The organism is Micromonospora sp. WMMD734 (assembly GCF_049178975.1).
GTDB lineage: Bacteria > Actinomycetota > Actinomycetes > Mycobacteriales > Micromonosporaceae > Micromonospora > Micromonospora wenchangensis.
Map to the genome: position 1 here is coordinate 82,443 of NZ_JBMHMK010000001.1, position 17,270 is coordinate 99,712.

Below are 17,270 nucleotides of genomic sequence, written 5' to 3' on the forward strand. Positions count from 1 at the left end.
GAGGTGACGGCATGAGTGAGTCGACCGGGACCGCGACGCCGGACCGGCCGGCGGACCTGCCGGCGCAGTCCCCGCCGGTAGACCCGGCGGTGACGGCGTCGCTCAAGGAGAAGCCCAGGACCGGTGGGTTGTCGTTCTGGGCGGGTGAGGGCGGTGAGGGCGCGAAGCGTAACCTCGGCCTGATCGGCGTGCTGGTGGTGCTGGTGGTGATCGGCGCCGCGACCCGCTGGGATCTCTACTCCAACCCGGACTGGGTGTGGGGCAACACGCTGACCATCCTCAAGCTCGCCTCGGTGGTCGGGGTGGTCACCGTCGGGATGACCTTCGTGATCATCGGCGGCGGCATCGACCTGTCGGTCGGCGCGATCGTCGCCCTCGCCGGGGTGTGGGCGACCACGGTCGCCACCCAGAGCTACGGCGCGGGCGGCATGATCTTCACGGCGGTCGTGGTCGGTGTCGCGGTCGGCCTGGTCAACGGGATCCTCATCTCCTACGGGCGGCTGGTGGCGTTCATCGCCACGCTGGCCATGATGGTCGCCGCCCGGGGTCTGGCCGCCCAGATCTCCGGCAAGCAGACCCAGGTGTCGAACAACTCCTTCATCAACGGCATCGCCAGCACCGACCTGCTGGGCATCCCGCTGCTGGTCTACATCCTCGCCGCCGTGGTCGCCGCCGGGTGGGTGCTGCTCAACCGCACCACCTTCGGCCGGCGTACGGTCGCCGTCGGCGGCAACCCGGAGGCGGCCCGGCTCGCCGGCATCAACGTCAGGCGGCACACCCTGCTGCTCTACGCGCTCTCCGGTCTCTGCTGCGGCATCGCCGCGATCATGCTGACCGCGCAGGCCAACTCCGCCCAGGCGGCCATGGCCAACCTCTACGAGCTGGACGCGATCGCCGCGGCCATCATCGGCGGCACGCTGCTCAGCGGTGGCCGGGGCACCATCATCGGGTCCCTGCTCGGGGTGCTGATCTTCTCCACCATCACCAACCTCTTCGCCATCAACGGCCTGTCCACCGAGGCCCAGAACATGGTCAAGGGCGGCATCATCGTCGGCGCCGTCCTGATCCAGCAGGTGCAGTTCCGCAGCGTCACCCAGTTCCTCAGCCGCAACAAGCTGACCACCCCCGCCTGACCCGGACGCGTCGCCCCACCGGGCGCGTCCCGACCCTCCGCACCATCGCATTCCGGCGGCCACCGACGGTGGCCGGGATCAGCACAACCTTTTTCACCCCCACCATCCGTCATTTCCTGGAGGTCGTCATGACCCAGCCCCGTGACCTGTCCCGTCGCCGGTTGCTCTTCGGCGGCGCGGCGGTCGGCGCCGGTGTGCTCCTCGCCGGTTGCACCAGCAACGAGTCCACACCGACCGCGGCGCAGACCAAGGCGGCCGACAACGCCGACGGCGGCAACGCCGCCCCCGGCAAGAAGGTCACCATCGGTTTCTCCGCCCCCGCCGCCGACCACGGCTGGATCGCCGCCATCACCAACAACGCCAAGGCGCAGGCCGGCGCGTACTCGGACGTGGACTTCAAGACCGTCGAGGCCGGCGCGGACGCGGCGGCCCAGCGGGCGGCGCTGTCCACCCTGGTCGCCCAGAAGCCTGACGTCATCGTGGTGCTGCCGCACGACGGCAAGGAGCTCAACGCGTTCGGCCTGGAGGCGATGAAGGCCGGCATCCCGGTGGTCAACCTGGACCGGGCGTTCCCGGACGCGCTGGCCTACCGGCTGCAGATCATGGGTGACAACTACGGCATGGGCGTGGCCGCCGCGAACTTCATCGTGGCGCAGCTCAAGGCCAAGGGCGTCAGCAACCCGATCATCGGTGAGATCCCCGGCATCGACTCGCTGGAGCTGACCCAGCAGCGGTCCAAGGGCTTCGCCGACACCCTGGCCACGGCCGGGTTCAAGGTGGCCAACCGGCGGCCGGCCGAGTTCACCGCCGACTCCGGCCAGCAGGCGGCCACCGGCCTGTTCCAGGCCCTGCCGAAGATCGACGCGGTCTGGAACCACGACGACGACCAGGGCATCGGTGTCCTGGCCGCGGTCAACCAGGCCAACCGTAAGGAGTTCTTCATGGTCGGCGGCGCCGGCTCGAAGAAGGCCATGGAGGACATCCAGGCCGACAACACGGTGCTCAAGGCGACCGTGACCTACAGCCCGTCGATGGCTTCCTCGGCCATCTCCCTGGCGCGTCTCATCGCCCAGGGCAAGGGCATGTCCGACCTGGTGGAACTCCAGGTGCCCAAGGAGATCGTGCTCGCCTCGGAGACGATCACCAAGGAGAACGCGAGCAACTACCTCAAGCTCGGGTTCTGATACACGGGGGGAGACCCACCTTGTCCACTCACGACAGCGAACTCCGGATCGGCATGATCGGGTACTCGTTCATGGGCGCCGCGCACTCACAGGCGTGGCGCACCGTGAACCGGGTGTACGACCTGCCCGCCCGGGTTCGGATGGCGAAGATCTGCGGCCGGGACGCCGCGAAGGTCGCCGAGGCAGCCGACCGGCTGGGCTGGGACGCGCACACCACCGACTGGCGTGCCCTGGTCAACTCGGACGACATCGACGTGGTCGACATCTGCACACCAGGTGACAGCCACGCCGAGATCGCCCTCGCCGCGCTCGCCGCCGGCAAGCACGTGATCTGCGAGAAACCGCTGGCCAACACGGTGGACGAGGCGCGGGCGATGACCGCCGCCGCAGCCACCGCGGCAGCCGCCGGGGTCCGGTCCATGTGCGGGTTCAACTACCGCCGGGTGCCCGCCGTCGCCCTGATGCGACAGCTCGTCGCCGAAGGACGGCTGGGGACGATCCGACACGTCCGTGCGACGTACCTGCAGGACTGGATCGTCGATCCGCAGTTCCCCCTGGTCTGGAGGCTGGAGAAGGACAAGGCGGGCTCCGGTGCCCTCGGCGACATCGGGGCGCACATCATCGACCTGACCCAGTACGTGACCGGGCAACGGATCACCGGGGTCAGCGCCGTGACCGAGACGTTCGTCAAGGAGCGTCCGCTGCCGGGCGCGTCCAGCGGCCTGGCCGCCGAGGTCGACGGCGACGCCACGGCGACCGGCACGGTCACCGTCGACGACGCCGCGATCTTCGTGGCCCGCCTCGACGACGGGGCACTGGCCACGTACGAGGCGACCCGGTTCGCCACCGGCCGCAAGAACGCCCTCCGGGTGGAGATCAACGGTTCGCTCGGTTCGGTGGTGTTCGACCTGGAACGCCTCAACGAGCTGGAGTTCTACGACGCCACCCGGCCGACGGCCGAGCAGGGGTTCGCCCGCATCCTGGTCACCGAGGCCGAGCACCCGTACATGGCGGCCTGGTGGCCGCCGGGGCACATCATCGGCTACGAGCACTCCTTCACGCACGAGATGCGCGACTTCGTCGAGGCGGTCGCCACCGGCGTCGACCCGACCCCGTCGTTCGCCGACGCGTTGCAGGTACAGCTCGTGCTGGATGCGGTGACCCGTTCGGCGGAGTGCGGTTCCCAGTGGACCGACGTCGAGCCGGCCCTGGCCGCGCTCGCCGTCTGACCAGCCACCTCCGTCGCCGACCGGCGAGGGACCGGCCGCGGTTGCGCCCCGCGGCCGGGCCGGGGTCGGTGCCGGAGGGTGTGCGTCGGGCCGTCGGCCCGGGGCACGCGCACGTCGGCCGTCCGGTGCGGCCGGACCGGGATTCCCCGGTCGCACCGGAGGGCCGCCTGTTAGAACATAGATGAGCGTGATTCGATAAACCGGATCACCGACCACAGTCGTCCGGCCGGAGGCGCGCCGCCGCCGTCGGCCGGATGCGGGGAGGCAGGGCCGAGACGCCGAACCGGCCCTGCCTACCAGCCCCGTCCGCACGCCGTACGGGAACCGGATGCGGAGACGATGCCGCCGACATCGTCGCCGCGCCCGGTGCCATCCCGCACGGCGGGCGGGCGGGGCCACCCCGCGCCCACCCGTACCACTTCACCGACAGAGCGTTTCCACCCGACGGAGGGAGCACCATGAGAACGGGTGTCTGGCTGGTGGGAGCGCGCGGTTCCGTCGCGACCACCGCCATCGTCGGGGGCCTCGCCCTGCGGGCCGGTCTCACCGGTCCCACCGGCTGCGTCACCGAACTGCCCGACCTGCGCGGGCCCGCCCTGCCCACCTTCGCCGACCTGGTCTTCGGCGGTCACGACGTGGCCACCACCCCGCTGACCAAGCGGGCCGAGGCACTCGCCGCCGCCGGGGTGCTGCCCGGCCGGCTGGCCACCGCGCTCACCGCCGACCTGACCGCCGTCGAGGAGGACCTGCGGCCCGCGCCCACCGGCGGCAGCCAGGCCGACCGGGCCGCCGCCATCGCCGCCGAGCTGACCGCGTTCCGCGACCGGCACCGGCTGGACCGGGTGGTGGTGGTCAACGTCTCGGCCACCGAACCCGCCCCCGCCGCGCACCCCGGCCACGCCGACCCGGACGCCCTGCGGGCCGCCCTCGCCGGCCCCGACGAGGTGCTGCCGCCCAGCTCGCTCTACGCGTACGCGGCCGTCGAGGCGGGCTGCCCGTACGTCGACTTCACCCCGTCCACCGGGCTGCGCCTGCCGGCGCTCGCGGCGCTGGCCGCCCAGCGCGGCCTGCCGTACGCCGGGCACGACGGCAAGACCGGGGAGACCCTGGTCAAGTCGGTGCTCGCCCCGATGTTCGCGATGCGGAACCTGGCGGTGCGGTCCTGGTCCGGGGTCAACCTGCTCGGCGGCGGCGACGGGGCGACCCTGGCCGAGCCGGGCGCCAACGCCGCCAAGGTGGACAGCAAGCAGCGGGTCCTCGGCGAGACCCTCGGCTACGTGCCGCAGGGTGGCACCCGCATCGACTACGTCGAGGACCTCGGCGACTTCAAGACCGCCTGGGATCTGATCACCTTCGCCGGGTTCCTCGGCACCGGAATGCGGATGGAGTTCACCTGGCACGGCTGCGACTCCGCGCTGGCCGCCCCGCTGGTGCTCGACCTGGCCCGACTCACCGCCGCCGCGCACGCCGCCGGCCGGGTCGGCCCCCTGCCCGAGCTGGCGTTCTTCTTCAAGGACCCGATCGACTCGCCCACCCACTCGCTGAGCGCGCAGTGGCAGCGGCTCGTCGACTTCGCCAGCGAGCTGCACGCCGGCGGTGCCGGGTGACCAGCCTGGCCGACCTGGCCGAGCTGGTCCGGGCGCCGGCCGCGCTGTCCGTACCGGGTGACCTGGTGGCCGGGGCGGCGGCGGCCGGGGTGCTCGGCCCGCGTACCGCCGGGCTGGCCGGCGCGTCGGTGCTGCTCTACTGGGCCGGGATGGCCGCCAACGACTGGGCCGACCGGGGGCTGGACGCCGAGGAACGCCCGGAACGGCCCATCCCGAGCGGCCGGATCAGCCCGGCCGCCGCCGCCGGGGTCGCCGCCGGGCTCACCGCCGCCGGCCTGGGCCTGGCCGCCGCCGTGGGCGGTCGTCGGGCCGCGGCCGTCGCGCTCCCGCTCGCCGCCACCATCTGGGGGTACGACCTGGCGGCGAAGAACACCGCCGCCGGTCCCGCCGTGATGGCCGCCTGTCGGGGGCTGGACGTGCTGCTCGGCGCGTCCCCCGGCCGGCCGGTGCGGGCGCTGCCGGCGGCGCTCACCGTCGCCGCGCACACCTGGACGGTCACCGCCCTGTCCCGACGTGAGGTCAGCGGCGCCGACGCGGCGCTGCCCCGACGTACCCTCGCCGGCACCGCCCTGGTCGCGCTGGCCGCCACCACCCTGCCCCGCCGCGCCGCCGCCTCCCCGCGCCCCCGGGCCGCCGAGCCGGCCCCGCGTCCCCTGGCCGGGATGGTCGCCGCCGCGCTGCCGGTCGGCCTGGCCGGCTGGTACGTCGCCCGGTACGGCGGCGCGCAGGCCCGGGTCGCCGCCGAGCCCACCGCCGGCCGGGTCCGGGCCGCCGTCGGGGCCGGCATCACCGGGCTGCCCTCGTTGCAGGGCGCGCTCACCGCACGGGCCGGCGCCGGGCTGGTCGGCGCGCTGGTCGCGCTCGCCGCGCCGCTGGGCGGCCGGTTGGCCCGGAAGCTCTCCCCGACATGACCACCCCACCGCCCACCACCACGCCCGGGCAGCGGCTGCGGTTCGGCTACGGCACCAACGGGTTCGCCAACCACCGGCTCGACGACGCCCTGACCGTGCTGGCCGACCTCGGCTACGAGGGGGTCGCGCTGACCCTCGACCACGACCACCTCGACCCGTACGCGCCGGGGCTGGCCCGTCGGGTCGACGCGGTGGCGCACCGGCTGGCCGCGCTGGGCCTCGGCGTGGTGGTCGAGACCGGTGCCCGCTACCTGCTCGACCCGTGGCGCAAGCACGCCCCGACGCTGCTGCACGACGAGGCGGCCGGCCGGATCGACTTCCTGGAGCGGGCGGTGCGGGTCGGCGCGGACCTCGGCGCTGAGGCGGTCTCGTTCTGGGCCGGGGTCCGGCCCGGCCACGTCCCGGTGGAGGTGGCCCGGGACCGGCTGGTCGCCGGCTGCGCCACGGTGGTGGCCGCCGCCGACCGGGCCGGGGTGACCCTGGGCTTCGAACCGGAACCGGGGATGCTGGTCGAGGACATCGCCGGCTGGCGGTGGCTGCACCGGGCCCTCGGCGAGCCGGCCCGCTTCGGCATCACCCTCGACATCGGACACTGCCGCTGCCTGGAGTCGGCGACCGTGCCCGACTGCGTACGCCAGGTGGCCGAGCACCTGGTCAACGTGCAGATCGACGACATGCGCCGGGGCGTGCACGAACACCTGGAGTTCGGCACCGGCGAGATCGACTTCCCGCCGGTGCTGCGGGCCCTGGCCGACGGCGGCTACCGGGGACTCGTCGCCGTGGAGCTGCCCCGGCACTCGCACGCCGCGCCCACCGTGGCCGCCCGGTCGCTGGACTTCCTGCGTACCGCCGCCCGGCAGGCCGGTCTCGCGGTGGACACGCCACCCGTGCCCGCCGGCACCACCGGGGCGGACTGACCACCGCCGACCGAACGTACCTGGGGAGGGAAGACGGATGACACCTGATCGACTGCGGGCCGCGCTGGCGGGCGCACCCGGTCCCGACTGGCTGGACACCGCGCTGCGGCACGTCGCGGCCGAGCCCGACACGGTCGCGCGGTACTTCCCGGCCGCCGCCCGCCGGTGCGGCCGGCACGACCTGCCCGACGCCCCCGGCTGGAGCGCCGACGAGGCGGCCCGCGCGCTGCTGCTGGTCGCGCTGCCCGCCGACCGGGCCGCCGGGCAGGTCGAGCAGGTCTACCGGTACGGCGACGCCGCCGAGAAGCGGGCCGTGCTCAAGGCCCTGCCGCTGCTGCCGATCGACGACGCCGGGGTGCCGCTGCTGCACGACGCGATCCGCACCAACGACACCCGGCTGGTCGCCGCCGCGCTCGGCCCGTACGCCCGGCACCTGGCCGCCGACGCCTGGCGGCAGGCGGTGCTCAAGTGCGTCTTCATCGGGGTCCCGCTGGCCGTCGTCGCCGACCTGGACGACCGGGCCGACGGGGAACTGGCCACCATGCTCGCCGCGCTCGCCGCGGAACGGCACGCCGCCGGCCGGCAGCTCCCCGCCGACGCCACCGCACTGCTCGACCGGCTCACCATCAGGGAGGCGTGAATGCGCATCTTCGACCCCCACATCCACATGACGTCGCGGACCACCGACGACTACGAGCGGATGGCCGCCGCCGGGGTCCGCGCCGTGGTCGAGCCGGCCTTCTGGCTGGGGCAGCCGCGCACCAGCGCCGCCTCGTTCGCCGACTACTTCGACTCGCTGATCGGCTGGGAACCGTTCCGGGCCGGCCAGTTCGGCGTCCGGCACCACGCCACCGTGGCGCTGAACCCGAAGGAGGCCAACGACCCCCGCTGCCGGCCCGTGCTCGACCTGCTGCCCCGCTACCTGGAGAAGGACGCCGTGGTCGCGGTCGGCGAGATCGGCTACGACGACATGACCCCGGCCGAGGACGAGGCGTTCGCCACCCAGCTCGCCCTGGCCGTCGACCACGACCTGCCGGCCCTGGTGCACACCCCGCACCGGGACAAGGCGCGCGGCGTCGAGCGGAGCCTGGCGGTGGTCGCCGAGAGCGGCATCGCGCCGGGCCGGGTGGCCCTGGACCACCTCAACGAGGTGACCGTGAAACTGGCCCGGGACAGCGGCTGCTGGCTGGGCTTCTCCATCTACCCCGACACCAAGATGTCGCCGCCGCGGATGGTGGAGCTGCTGCGCACGTACGGCACCGAGCGGATGCTGGTCAACTCGGCCGCCGACTGGGGCCGCTCCGACCCGCTGCTCACCCGGGCCACCGGCGAGGCGATGCTGGCCGCCGGATTCACCGACGACGACGTCGACCTGGTGCTCTGGCGCAACCCGGTGGAGTTCTACGGGCAATCCGGCCGGCTCGACCTGACCGACCTGGACACCCCGGCCAGCGGCACCTTCGAGGGCAACTCCATCCTGCGCGGCGGCGACTGATGCGGCTGCGGCACGCCGACGGCAGCACCGTCCACCTCGGCTACTGCACCAACGTGCACCCGGCCGAGGACACTGCCGGCATCCTCGCCCAACTCGACACGTACGCCCTGCCGGTGCGGGAGGCGCTCGGCGCGGACCTGCTCGGCCTGGGGCTGTGGTTGGCCGCCCCGGTCGCCGCCGAACTGGCCGCCGACCCGGCCGCCCGTCGCCGGCTGCGCGCCGAGCTGACCCACCGGGGGCTGGAGGTGGTCACCCTCAACGGCTTCCCGTACGCGGCCTTCCAGGCCCCGGTGGTCAAGGGCGCGGTGTACCACCCGGACTGGACCACCGGGCAGCGGCTGCGTTACACCCTCGACCTGGCCCGGATCCTGGCCGACCTGCTCCCCGACGACGCGGCCCGGGGTTCGGTCTCCACCCTGCCGCTGGCCTGGCGACACCCCTGGGACGCGGCGCACGCCGAGGCGTCCCGTCGCCGGCTCGACGCGCTCACGACCGGCCTGGCCGAGGTGGAACGGGACACCGGCCGGGTGGTGCGGGTCGGTTTCGAACCCGAACCGGGTTGCGTGGTGGAGAGCAGCGGGCAGGCCGCCGCGCTCCTGACCGACCTGGACCCGGACCGGCTCGGGATCTGTCTCGACCTGGCCCACCTCGCCTGCGCCTGGGAGGAGCCCGTCGCGGCGCTGGCCCGGCTGCGCGCCGCCGGGCTGCCGGTGGTCAAGGTGCAGGTCTCCGCCGCGCTGGAGTCGGCCGACCCGGTCGCCGACGCCGAGGCGCTGGGCCGCTGGGTGGAGCCGAGGTTCCTGCACCAGACCCGCACCGCAGGCTGCGCCCACGCCGCCGATCCGGCCGATCCGGCGTACGCGGCCGACGACCTGGACGAGGCGCTGGCCGCGCGGCTGCCCGGGGCCTGGCGGGTGCACTACCACGTGCCGCTGCACGCCCCACCCGAGCCGCCGCTGACCTCCACCCTGCCGGTGCTGCGCGCCGCGTTGGCCGCGCTGCTCGCCGGCCCGACGGCCGGTTGCGACCACCTGGACGTCGAGACGTACACGTGGGGGGTGCTGCCGGCGGCGCGGCGGCCCCGCACCGACGCGGAACTGGCCGTGGGCATTGCCGCCGAACTCGCGTTCGCCCGCGACGAACTGGTCACCCTCGGCCTCACCCCGGCCGGGCGAGCCGTCCCGACGACCCTGGGAGTACCACGATGAGCGAGCGCCAGCGACCCGGTACGACGAGGCGCCACCGCCGCGCCGGACGCAGCGGGGTGTCGGCATGAGCCGCCGGCTGGTGGTGCTGGACGTGGTCGGCCTGACCCCCCGGCTGCTGGCCCACATGCCCCGGCTGCGCGCCGTCGCCGAGCAGGGCTTCTCCGCCGGACTGGGCACCGTGCTGCCGGCGGTCACCTGCTCGGCGCAGGCCACCCTGCTGACCGGTGAGCAGCCGTCCGGGCACGGCATCGTCGGCAACGGCTGGTACTTCCGCGACCTCGGTGAGGTGCTGCTGTGGCGGCAGCACCACGCGCTGGTCGGTGGGGAGAAGGTGTGGCAGGCGGCCCGTCGGGTCGAGCCCGGCTACACGGTGGCCAACGTCTGCTGGTGGTACGCGATGGGCGCGGACGTCGACTGGACGGTCACGCCCCGCCCGATCTACTACGCCGACGGGCGCAAGGAACCGGACTGCTGGACCGACCCGCCGGAGCTGCACGACACGCTCACCGACGCGCTGGGCACCTTCCCGCTGTTCACCTACTGGGGGCCGGGTGCCGGGCTGCCGTCGTCCCGGTGGATCTGCCGGGCGGCCGAGCGGATCCTCGCCGACCACGCCCCCGACCTGACCCTGGTCTACGTCCCGCATCTCGACTACGACCTGCAACGCTTCGGCCCGTCCTCGCCCCGGGCCGCCGCCGCCGCGGCGGAGCTGGACGCGGTGCTCGCCCCGCTGCTGGACGCCGCGCGGGCCGCCGACGCGACGGTGGTGGCACTGTCGGAGTACGGCATCACCGACGTCTCCCGCCCGGTGGACGTCAACCGGCTGCTGCGTGCCGAGGGGCTGCTGCGGGTCTACACCCAGGATGGCATGGAGTACCTGGACCCGTGGACGTCGCGGGCGTTCGCCGTGGCCGACCACCAGGTCGCCCACGTCTACGTGAAGGACCCGGCGGACGTGGCGGCGGTGGCGAAGCTCTGCGCCGGGCTGCCCGGGGTGGCCGAGGTGCTCGACGCCGAGGGCAAGGCGGCGGCCGGGCTGGACCACGAGCGGGCCGGTGAGCTGGTGCTGGTGGCCGAGCCGGACTCCTGGTTCACCTACTACTACTGGCTCGACGATGCCCGCGCCCCGGACTTCGCCCGCAACGTCGAGATCCACCGCAAGCCCGGGTACGACCCGGCGGAGCTGTTCTTCGACCCGGCCGCGCCGGGTGCGGCGAAGCGGCGGGCGGGGGTGGCGCTGGCCCGTAAGAAGCTCGGCATGCGCTACCTGATGAGCGTGGTGGGTCTGGACGCCGGGGCGCGGGCGGTGCGCGGTTCGCACGGCCGGTTGCCGGCCGACCCGGCGGACGGCCCGGTGCTGCTCTGCTCCGACCCGTCGCTGGCCCGGGACACCTTCGCCGCGACCGAGGTCAAGGCACTGCTGCTGGAGCTGGCCGGGCTGGGTGCCGGTGCCGACGGGGCGGCCTCGGCCCCGACCGGCCCGCCGGGCGCGGGGGAGCGGCGGTGACGCTCACCGCAGCCCCGACCGACGCCAGTGAGCTGCGTACCCGCTTCGACGCCGAGCTGGTGGCGTTCCTCGACCGGCAGGGCCCGGACTGGCCGGACGGTGCCCCGCGCGGCATCTTCACCGCCCTGCACCGGTTCGTGCTGGCCGGCGGGAAGCGGCTGCGTCCGCTGTTCTGCTACTGGGGCTGGCGGGGGGCCGGGGGCGTGGACGACCGCCCGATCGTGGTGGCGGCGGCGGCGTTGGAGCTGTTCCACGCGTTCGCGCTGATCCACGACGACATCCTCGACGGCAGCGACCACCGCCGGGGTGCGCCGTCGGTGCACCGGGTCTTCGCCGAGCTGCACACCCGCTCGGCGTGGCGCGGCGACCCGGAGACGTACGGCCGCAACACCGCGCTGCTCTGCGGGGACCTCTGCGCGGCCTGGTCGGATCAGATGTTCCACGAGTGCGGGATGACCTCCGCGCAGATCTGGCAGGGCTACCGGGTCTTCGCCCGGATGCGTACCGAGGTGATCGCGGGGGAGTACCTGGACCTGGTCTCCGGGGTCGGGGACGGCTCGGTGGCCAGCGCGCTGACGGTGATCCGGATGAAGGCGGCCCGCTACACGGTGACCCGGCCGTTGCAGATCGGTGCGGCGCTGGCCGGGGCCCCGGCGGAGCTGATCGCGGCGCTCGTCGACTTCGGTGATCCGTTGGGTGACGCGTTCCAGCTCCGCGACGACGTGCTGGGTGTCTTCGGTGATCCGGCGGTGACCGGGAAGTCGATCCTGGACGACCTGCGGGAGGGCAAGCCGACGGTGATGATGGCGATGGCCCGCGACGCCGCCGACCGGGCCCAGGCCGCCCGGCTGCGGGACCTGTTCGGCAATCCGGAGCTGGACGCGGCGGGCGCCGCCGAGCTGCGGACGATCATCGAGGCGACCGGGGCGCGGGAGAAGATCGAGCGGTTGATCCGGGTCCGGGCCGATGCCGCCCGGGTGGCGCTCGGCCAGGTGCCGTTGGCGGAGCCGGCCCGTGCCGCGCTGGCCGCCCTGGCCGACCAGGCCGTGCACCGGCAGCACTGAGCCGTCCCGCCCCGGCCCCTGCGGCGGTGCGGGGTGGGCACCCCGGCGCGGCGGGGCCGGCACGGCGGCCGGTCTTTCATCAGATGTATGTGGGTTCCCGTGCGGGTGTCGGGTGGCCGGGGTGGGGTCTTCATCTGATGAAAACCCACACCGGTGGGCAGAGGGTATGGACATTGATATAGGTCACCATTAATGTTTGTGGCATCACGGGCATGTTTCGTCAAGGTGAACCGGCGGCGCGGTAACCCCTCGGCGAGCGACCTTCCGCTGGGCGGTTCGCGCCCCGGCCGAGGGTTCGGACCGGCCGGGGTGTCCCCGGCCGCCCTGCCTGCCCTGCCACACCCCACCACTCCACCCCACCACCCGGCATCCGGCGCGGCGGCACGCGTCCCGCCCTGGCCGTGATCCGTCAGGAAGGGACAATCCTCCAATGTCCACAAAGGACTACACAGGTCACCGATCCCGACGGTGGCTACCCTCAGCGGCCGTGCTGCTGCTGGCCGTCACCGCCGGCACGGTCGCCGCGACCACCGGCCCACCCGCCCCGGCCGCCGCACACACCATCAACGCCAGCGACTTCCAGCAGGTCGAGCTGGCCCGGGGCGTCAACGAGATGGGCGAGCCGATGTCGCTCGCCGTGCTGCCGGACCGGTCCGTGCTGCACACCGCCCGCAACGGCACCGTGCGTCGTACCGACTCCGCCGGCGTGACCCGGGTGATCGGCACCATCCCCGTCTACACCCACGACGAGGAGGGGTTGCAGAGCCTCGGGGTCGACCCGGACTTCGCCACCAACCGGCACATCTTCCTCTTCTACGCGCCGCCGCTGTCCACCCCCGGCGGCGACGCACCCGCCACCGGCAGCAACTGGTCGGCCTGGCAGGGCGTCAACCGGCTGTCCCGGTTCACCCTGAACGCCGACTTCACCATCAACATGTCCAGCAAGGTCGACGTGCTGGACGTCGGGACCGACCGGGGCATCTGCTGCCACGTCGGCAGCGACATGGACTTCGACGCCGCCGGGAACCTCTACCTGTCCACCGGCGACGACAGCAACCCCTTCGACTCCGCCGGCTACTCGCCGCTTGACGAACGGACCAACCGCAACCCCGCGTACGACTCCCAGCGTGGTGCCGGCAACACCAACGACCTGCGCGGCAAGCTCCTGCGGATCAAGATGAACCCCGACGGGACGGCCCGGACGCCGGCAGCACCAACGCCAACCGGGGCCCCTCCGGCCAGGTCGAGTTCAACCGGGTCACCGGCCCCGGCAACTACGGCTGGCCGTACTGCACCGGCACCAACACCACGTCCGAGACGTACAACGAGTGGAACTTCGCCACCAACTCGACCGGCCCGAAATACAACTGCACCGGCGGGCCGACCAACAACTCGTTCCGCAACACCGGTCTGACCACCCTCCCGCCGGCCAAGCCCTCCTGGATCCGGTACGGCGGCGACGCCGGCAGCCCGGCCGCGTTCGGCAGCGGCTCCGAGTCGCCGGCCGCCGGCCCGGTCTACCGGTACGACCCGAACAACCCCTCGGCGACGAAGTTCCCGCAGAGCTTCGACGGGCAGTTCTTCGCCACCGAGTTCGGTCGGGGCTGGGTCAAGCCGATCCACGTCAACGCCGACGGGTCGCCCGGCACCATCGACAGCTTCCCCTGGGTGGGCAAGCAGGTGATGGACTCCGCGTTCGGCCCCGACGGGGCGTACTACCTGCTCGACTACGGCACCGGCTACTACAACGGTGACGCCAACTCGGCCCTGTACCGCTTCGACTACGTCGGTGTCGGCAACCGGGCGCCGGCCGCCCGGGCGAGCGCCGACCGGACCTCCGGCCCCGCACCGCTGACCGTGAACTTCTCCTCGGCCGGATCCGCCGACCCCGAGGGCGGGGCGCTGACCTACTCGTGGGCGTTCGGCGACGGCACCACCTCCACGGCGGCCAACCCGACGAAGACGTACACCACCGACGGCTCGTACACCGCGACGCTCACCGTGCGGGACCCGCAGGGGGCGACCGGCACGAACAGCGTGACGGTCAACGTCGGCAACACCGCCCCGACGGTCACCATCACCGGTCCGGTCGACGGCTCGCTGTTCTCCTTCGGTGACACCGTGCCGTTCAGCATCACCGTCACCGACCCCGAGGACGGCACCGTCGACTGCACCAAGGTCAGGATGACCTACGTGCTCGGCCACGACCAGCACGGCCACCAGATCTCCTCGGTCAACGGCTGCTCCGGCACGATCACCATCCCGGTCGACGGCGAGCACGACGACGCGGCGAACATCTTCGCGATCTTCGACGCCGAGTACACCGACGCCGGTGGCCTCACCACGCACACCCAGCACACCCTTCAGCCCCGGCACCGGCAGGCCGAGCACTTCAAGACCTCGTCCGGCGTGACCCTCTACGACAAGACCCCCGCCGAGGGCGGCAAGACCGTCGGCAACATCGAGAACGGGGAATGGATCGGGTTCTCCCCGTACCAGATCGGCAACGTCACCTCGTTCACCGCGCGGGTCTCCTCGGCCGGCGCCGGCGGCACCCTCCAGATCCGCGCCGGCTCGCCCACCGGCACCGTGCTCGGACAGGCCAGCGTTCCGGTCACCGGCGGCTGGGAAACCTTCACCACCGTCACCGGCACGGTGTCCGGCGCACCCACCGGCACCACCACGCTCTACCTGACCTTCGCCGGTGGCAGCGGACTGCTCTACGACCTGGACGCGTTCACCCTCAACACCGGCACCGTCCCACCGCCGGCCAACGGCACCGGGCCGATCAAGGGGCTGGGCGGCAAGTGCCTGGACGTGCGTAACGCGGCCACCGCCGACGGCACCCAGGTGCAGATCTTCACCTGCAACGGTGGGGCCGGGCAGACCTGGACGGTCACCCCGAACGGCCCGATCAAGGCGCTGGGCAAGTGCCTGGACGTCAACGGCGGCGGCACCGCCAACGGTACGAAGATCCAGCTGTGGACCTGCACCGGCGGCAGCCCGCAGGTCTGGTCGGCGCAGTCCGACGGGACCCTGCGCAACCCCGCCTCGGGCAAGTGCCTGGACGTCTCCGGGAACAGCTCGGCCGACAGCACCGTGGTCCTGCTGTGGACCTGTAGCGCCGCCGCGAACCAGAAGTGGACCCTGCCCTGACCTGACCTGACGGGCGCGGGACCGGCCCCGTCCGGTCCCGCGCCCCCGGCGTACTGGAGCACGACATGAGACTTTTCCGGCCCCTCCTCGGCGCGGCCACCGCCGTCCTCGCCGCCCTCGCCTGCACCGCCCCGGCCACCCCCGCGACCGCCGCCGACGCCGCCTACGACGTGCTGGTCTTCTCCAAGACCGCAGGCTTCCGGCACGACTCCATCGCGGTCGGCACCCAGGCCATCCGTGACCTGGGCGCGGCCAACAACTTCACCGTCACCGCCACCGAGGACGGTGGCCAGTTCACCGCCGCCAACCTCGCCCGGTTCGAGGCGGTGATCTTCCTCAACACCACGGGCGACGTGCTCAACGCCAGTCAGCAGAGCGCCTTCGAGTCGTACATCGCCGCCGGTGGCGGGTACGTCGGGGTGCACTCCGCCGCCGACACCGAGTACGACTGGCCGTTCTACGGCAACCTGGTCGGGGCGTGGTTCGCCTCCCACCCGGCCATCCAGCAGGCCACCGTCCGGGTGGAGGACCGCGCACACGCGGCCACCGCCCACCTCGGCCCGACCTGGCAGCGCACCGACGAGTGGTACAACTTCCGCACCAACGCCCGCTCCACCGCGCACGTGCTGGCCAACCTCGACGAGTCGTCGTACTCGGGGGGTGGGATGGGGGCCGACCACCCGCACGTGTGGTGCAAGACGTACAACGGCGGCCGGTCGTTCTACACCGGCGCCGGGCACAACCAGTCGGCGTACTCCGAGCCGGCCTTCCGGGCCCACCTGCTCGGCGGCATCCGGTACGCGGCCGGCCGGACGAAGGCCGACTGCCGGCCCGAGACCGGCTACACCGCGCTCTACAACGGCTCCACCAACGGCTGGTCGCAGGCCGGGCCGGGCAGCTTCACCAACGCCAACGCCACCCTCAGCTCCGTCGGTGGGCTGGGCATGCTCTGGTACAGCGCGAAGCAGTTCACCAACTACTCGCTGAAGCTGGACTGGAAGGTGGACGGCGACGACAACTCGGGCGTCCTGATCGGCTTCCCGCCGTCGAGCGACCCGAACTCGGCGATGGACAACGGCTACGAGGTGCAGATCGACGCCACCGACACGGTCGACCGGACCACCGGCTCGGTCTACTCGTTCCAGGCCGCCGACCAGGCGGCCCGGGACGCGGCGCTGAACCCGCCGGGGGAGTGGAACACCTACGAACTGCTGGTCGAGGGGGAACGGCTCCAGGTCTTCCTCAACGGCGCGAAGATCAACGACTTCACCAACACCAACCCGGTCCGCTCGCTCGCCGGTCACATCGGCATCCAGAACCACGGCGACGGTGACGACGCCTCGTTCCGCAACATCCGGATCAAGGAGTTGGGCGGCACCACGCCGACCCCCGGCACCGGCCCGATCAAGGGGCTGGCCGGCAAGTGCCTGGACGTGCGCAACGGCGCCACCGCCGACGGCACCCAGATCCAGATCTTCACCTGCAACGGCAGCGCCCGGCAGACCTGGACGGTGACCCCGAACGGCCCGATCAAGGCGTTGGGCAAGTGCCTGGACGTGTCGGGTGGCGGCACCGCCAACGGTACGAAGATCCAGCTGTGGACCTGCACCGGCGGCAGCCCGCAGGTCTGGTCGTCCCAGTCCGACGGCACCCTGCGCAACCCCGCCTCGGGCAAGTGTCTGGACGTCAACGGCAACAACTCGGCTGACAACACCGTGGTCCTCCTCTGGACCTGCAACTCCTCCGCCCCCAACCAGAAGTGGACCCTCCCCCAGTAACCCCACCCAGCCCTGTCCCACCAGGCCCTGTCCCACCCGGCCGGCGGGCCGCCCACCCGGCGGCCCGCCCGGCCCGCCGGT

Annotated in this window: 12 protein-coding genes and 1 pseudogene; all 13 read left to right on the plus strand. The window is 73.0% G+C overall.

Annotated features, from left to right (window positions below; all coding sequences use genetic code 11):
* The first annotated feature begins 11 nt into the window (after positions 1-11).
* The 13 genes and pseudogenes from ACN267_RS00445 (at position 12) to ACN267_RS00505 (ending at position 17,189) form a co-directional block, all read left to right on the plus strand.
* Entirely contained in the window at positions 12-1,133 is a 1,122-nt protein-coding gene (locus ACN267_RS00445; protein WP_204959526.1) for an ABC transporter permease, read from the plus strand.
* A 128-nt stretch (positions 1,134-1,261) separates the two neighbouring features.
* Positions 1,262-2,317: a substrate-binding domain-containing protein gene (locus ACN267_RS00450; RefSeq protein ID WP_204959525.1), complete on the plus strand. Its 1,056-nt coding sequence runs from the start codon at positions 1,262-1,264 to the stop codon at positions 2,315-2,317.
* Between the two features lie 20 nt (positions 2,318-2,337).
* Positions 2,338-3,546, plus strand: a complete 1,209-nt coding sequence (locus ACN267_RS00455) for a Gfo/Idh/MocA family protein (RefSeq protein ID WP_239485537.1) — start codon at positions 2,338-2,340, stop codon at positions 3,544-3,546.
* 458 nt (positions 3,547-4,004) lie between these two features.
* Positions 4,005-5,153, plus strand: a complete 1,149-nt coding sequence (locus ACN267_RS00460; RefSeq protein WP_204959524.1) for an inositol-3-phosphate synthase — start codon at positions 4,005-4,007, stop codon at positions 5,151-5,153.
* Entirely contained in the window at positions 5,150-6,064 is a 915-nt protein-coding gene (locus ACN267_RS00465; RefSeq protein WP_204959523.1) for an SCO3242 family prenyltransferase, read from the plus strand. The genes ACN267_RS00460 and ACN267_RS00465 overlap by 4 nt, the downstream gene beginning before the upstream one ends.
* The gene (locus ACN267_RS00470; protein WP_204959522.1) at positions 6,061-6,981 is read left to right on the plus strand and encodes a sugar phosphate isomerase/epimerase family protein; all 921 of its coding nucleotides are present in this window, start codon (positions 6,061-6,063) and stop codon (positions 6,979-6,981) included. Before ACN267_RS00465 ends, ACN267_RS00470 begins: the two co-directional genes overlap by 4 nt.
* A gap of 37 nt (positions 6,982-7,018) precedes the next feature.
* Positions 7,019-7,621 carry an EboA domain-containing protein gene (locus ACN267_RS00475; RefSeq protein ID WP_204959521.1) on the plus strand — a complete coding sequence of 201 codons (603 nt, stop codon included), beginning with the start codon at positions 7,019-7,021 and terminating at the stop codon, positions 7,619-7,621.
* Positions 7,622-8,476: a TatD family hydrolase gene (locus ACN267_RS00480; protein ID WP_204959520.1), complete on the plus strand. Its 855-nt coding sequence runs from the start codon at positions 7,622-7,624 to the stop codon at positions 8,474-8,476.
* On the plus strand, positions 8,476-9,684 hold the full coding sequence (gene eboE, locus ACN267_RS00485; protein ID WP_204959519.1) for a metabolite traffic protein EboE: 1,209 nt from the start codon (positions 8,476-8,478) through the stop codon (positions 9,682-9,684). Before ACN267_RS00480 ends, eboE begins: the two co-directional genes overlap by 1 nt.
* A 64-nt stretch (positions 9,685-9,748) precedes the next feature.
* Complete coding sequence (locus ACN267_RS00490; protein ID WP_281895091.1) at positions 9,749-11,191, plus strand: alkaline phosphatase family protein; 1,443 nt, start codon at positions 9,749-9,751, stop codon at positions 11,189-11,191.
* Positions 11,188-12,255 carry a polyprenyl synthetase family protein gene (locus ACN267_RS00495; protein ID WP_204959517.1) on the plus strand — a complete coding sequence of 356 codons (1,068 nt, stop codon included), beginning with the start codon at positions 11,188-11,190 and terminating at the stop codon, positions 12,253-12,255. The genes ACN267_RS00490 and ACN267_RS00495 overlap by 4 nt, the downstream gene beginning before the upstream one ends.
* A gap of 430 nt (positions 12,256-12,685) precedes the next feature.
* Positions 12,686-15,411: pseudogene (locus tag ACN267_RS00500) on the plus strand (carbohydrate-binding protein).
* Between the two features lie 65 nt (positions 15,412-15,476).
* Positions 15,477-17,189: a ThuA domain-containing protein gene (locus ACN267_RS00505; RefSeq protein ID WP_421487656.1), complete on the plus strand. Its 1,713-nt coding sequence runs from the start codon at positions 15,477-15,479 to the stop codon at positions 17,187-17,189.
* Positions 17,190-17,270 lie beyond the last annotated feature (81 nt).